Origin of the sequence: Nocardia farcinica, assembly GCF_029867845.1 — a bacterium.
GTDB classification, from domain to species: domain Bacteria; phylum Actinomycetota; class Actinomycetes; order Mycobacteriales; family Mycobacteriaceae; genus Nocardia; species Nocardia farcinica_A.
In genome coordinates this window covers 1-3,305 of the sequence record NZ_JARWRU010001288.1, presented here as the reverse complement: position 1 = coordinate 3,305, position 3,305 = coordinate 1, and the positions used below count along the sequence as shown (strand labels likewise).

The window sequence follows — 3,305 nt, the reverse complement described above, 5'->3', positions numbered from 1 at the left end:
AGCCCGACCCGCCCCGGGGGCCCGCCGGGTCCAATCCGCCCCGGGAGACGCTGCCCCGCCGGGGGGCCAGCACGGCGGAGTCGACCGCGCGCAACGCCCGGTCGACCCTGGCGTCGCCGGTCTCCACCGTCGCGCCGGGACCGTCCCACGGCCGGAAGGCGACGTCTCCGCCGTCACCCATGGTGGCGGGGGGTTCGACCGCGGGCGCGGCGGCGCGCACCAGCTCGGTCCAGGCGTCCGGGATCGGCGTCGCGGGGTCGATGTCGCGGCCCAGCGCGGCGGCCAGCATGTGCGTCCATGCCCTCGGCACCACCCGGACCAGGCCGTATCCACCGCCGCCGAGGGCGAGCCAGCGCCCCTCGGCGTAGCGGTCTGCCAGCTCGCGCATGGCCAGCATCGCCGCGCGCTGACCGTCGACGGTCAACTCCAGGTCGGCCAGCGGGTCCTCCCGGTGGGTGTCCGCCCCGCACTGGCTGATGATGATCTGCGGCCGGAAGGCGGCGATCGCGCCGGGCACCACGGCGTGGAAGCCGCGCAGCCAGGGCGAATCCTTCGTGCCGGGCATCAGCGCCAGGTTCACGGCCGTGCCCTCGGCCGTGCCGAGCCCGGCCTCGTCGGGCCAGCCGGTGTTGGGCCACAACGTGGCCGGATGCTGATGGATGGAGACGGTGAGCACGCGCGGGTCGGCGTAGAAGGCACGCTGCACCCCGTCTCCGTGGTGGACGTCGATGTCGATATAGGCGATGCGGTCGAAACCGTGGTCGAGCAACCACGAGATCGCCACGGCCGCATCGTTGTAGATGCAGAAGCCCGCCGCGTAGGAGGGCATGGCGTGGTGCATGCCGCCGCCGATGCTCACCGCCCGCAGGGTTCGCCCCTCGGCGATCTCCCTGGCCGCGGCCAGGGTGCCGCCCACGATCACCGAGGCTGCCTCGTGCATGCCGGGGAAGACCGGGTTGTCGGCCGAGCCGAGCCCGTAGGGCGGCGAGACCGGCTCGCCCGGCGGCTGCACCGCGTGGCGCACGGCGTCGATGTAGTCGTGGGTGTGGATGCGCAGCAGCTCGCTCTCCCCGCACTCGGCGGGCGCGAGGGTCTCCACACCGTCGAGCAGCCCCAGGCTCCTGGCCAGTGCCATGGTCAGCTTCAGGCGCGCGGGCTTCATGGGATGCCGTGGTGTCCAGGTGTAGTCCAGGAAGCGGTCCGACCAGACGACGGTGCCCGCACCGGCCGGTGCGGTGGGCCCGGGGGGCGGCGCCGAGGATGCAGTGGCCATGGTCGCAACGGTACGCGGGAAGGGACGGACCCCGTTCACCGTTGTCATGCAGTAGAAATATGGCATGAGCGCACGCCGTGTCGGGCGGTGCGCCGACGAGGTCTCCGTTGCAGCGTGTTCGAATGAACCGGTAACCGTGTGTACCGCCGTGCCTGGGTAGAATTCGTGTAGACGAAGGGGTAACTGGTGAAGGATCTGGTCGACACCACGGAGATGTATCTCCGTACCATCTACGACCTCGAGGAGGAAGGCGTCGTGCCCCTGCGCGCGCGCATCGCCGAACGCCTCGAGCAGAGCGGTCCGACCGTGAGCCAGACCGTGGCGCGGATGGAACGTGACGGGCTGCTGCTCGTCGCGGGCGACCGGCATCTGGAACTGACCGAGAAGGGCCGCAGCATGGCGGTCGCGGTGATGCGCAAGCACCGGCTCGCCGAGCGGTTGCTGGTCGACATCATCGGGCTGGACTGGCAGAACGTGCACGCCGAGGCGTGCCGCTGGGAACACGTCATGAGCGAGGACGTCGAACGACGCCTCGTCGAGGTCCTCAACCACCCCACCACCTCCCCCTACGGCAACCCGATCCCCGGTCTCGACGAACTCGGCATCGCCGCGCCGCCGAACCACGAGGAGCAATTGATCCGGCTCTCGGATCTGCCGCACGGCGTCGGCCAGGCGGTGGTGATCCGTCGTCTCGCCGAGCACATCCAGAACGATCCCGAGGTGATCGGCAGGCTGCGCGAGGCGGGCGTCGTCCCGGACGCGCGCGTGACCGTCGAGTCCAAGCCCGGCGCGGTGATCATCGCCGTGCCCGGCCACAGCGAGTTCGAGCTGTCGGACGACATGGCCCACGCCGTCCAGGTGAAGCTGGCCTGATCGATGAAACTTCTCGTCACGGGTGGCGCGGGCTACGTCGGCGGCGTCTGCGCCCAGGTCCTGTTGGAGAGCGGCCACGAGGTCGTGGTCGTGGACGATCTGTCGACCGGCAACGCCGACGGTGTGCCCTCGGGCGCCCGCTTCGTCGAGGGCGACATCGCCGAGCTGGCCGAGGATCTGCTCGGCGCCGAGACGTTCGACGGCGTCCTGCATTTCGCGGCGCAGTCGCTGGTCGGCGAGTCGGTGCAGAAGCCCGAGCAGTACTGGCAGGGCAATGTGGTGACCACGCTGTCGCTGCTGGAGGCACTCCGCCGCACCGGCACGCCGCGGCTGGTGTTCTCCTCGACCGCCGCGGTGTACGGCGAGCCCGAGCAGGTCCCCATCACCGAGGACGCGCCGACACGCCCCACCAATCCCTACGGCGCGACGAAGCTGGCCATCGACCACGCGATCACCTCCTACGCGGTGGCGCACGGGCTGGCGGCGACGAGCCTGCGCTACTTCAACGTGGCGGGCGCCTACGGCGGCCTCGGCGAGAACCGGGTGGTGGAAACCCATCTCATCCCCCTGGTGTTGCAGGTTGCGTTGGGCCACCGGCCCGCCATCTCGGTGTTCGGCACCGACTGGCCGACTCCCGACGGCACCGCGGTCCGCGACTACATCCACATCCGTGATCTGGCCGAAGCCCATCAGCTCGCCCTGACCAGCTCCGAGCCCGGCTCGCACCGCATCTACAACCTCGGCAGCGGCACCGGATTCTCGGTGCGCGAGGTCATCTCGGCGTGCGAACGGGTCACCGGCCTGCCGATCGCCGCCCAGGAGGCGCCGCGCCGCGCGGGCGATCCCGCGGTCCTGATCGCCTCCAGCGAACGCGCCATCCGCGAGCTCGGCTGGAAGCCGCGGCACACCGATCTCGACGAGATCGTCTCCGACGCCTGGGAGTTCCTGCGGTCGCTGGGTTCCCGCGCGCACAGCGCCCGCTGACCGGTCCGGCCTCGCACGCGCCGGCCGCTGTGCGGTGCGCCGGGCGGCGCCGTTCCGACGGCGATCAGGGCGTCATCGGCCCCAGATCGACGCCGAGGCAGGCGGCCGTGTCGTTAACGCAGCGCGCGGGCCGGCGCCTCTGGGCCGGCCGCCAGCCCGGGCCGCGCGGGGGGGG

The 3,305-nt window shown here is 71.5% G+C and carries 3 protein-coding genes; 2 read left to right on the top strand and 1 reads right to left on the bottom strand.

Features of this window, described 5'->3' with window-relative positions; translation table 11 throughout:
* Nucleotides 1-1,273, bottom strand: a 1,273-nt coding sequence (locus QH283_RS28765) for an acetoin utilization protein AcuC (protein WP_280506074.1), incomplete at its 3' end; no start/stop codon positions are given.
* 186 nt (nucleotides 1,274-1,459) lie between these two features.
* Between QH283_RS28765 and QH283_RS28760 the strand changes: the two genes are divergently transcribed.
* Nucleotides 1,460-2,146: a metal-dependent transcriptional regulator gene (locus QH283_RS28760; protein WP_280506073.1), complete on the top strand. Its 687-nt coding sequence runs from the start codon at nucleotides 1,460-1,462 to the stop codon at nucleotides 2,144-2,146.
* Between the two features lie 3 nt (nucleotides 2,147-2,149).
* Complete coding sequence (gene galE / locus QH283_RS28755; RefSeq protein ID WP_280506072.1) at nucleotides 2,150-3,130, top strand: UDP-glucose 4-epimerase GalE; 981 nt, start codon at nucleotides 2,150-2,152, stop codon at nucleotides 3,128-3,130.
* Nucleotides 3,131-3,305: the final 175 nt, after the last annotated feature.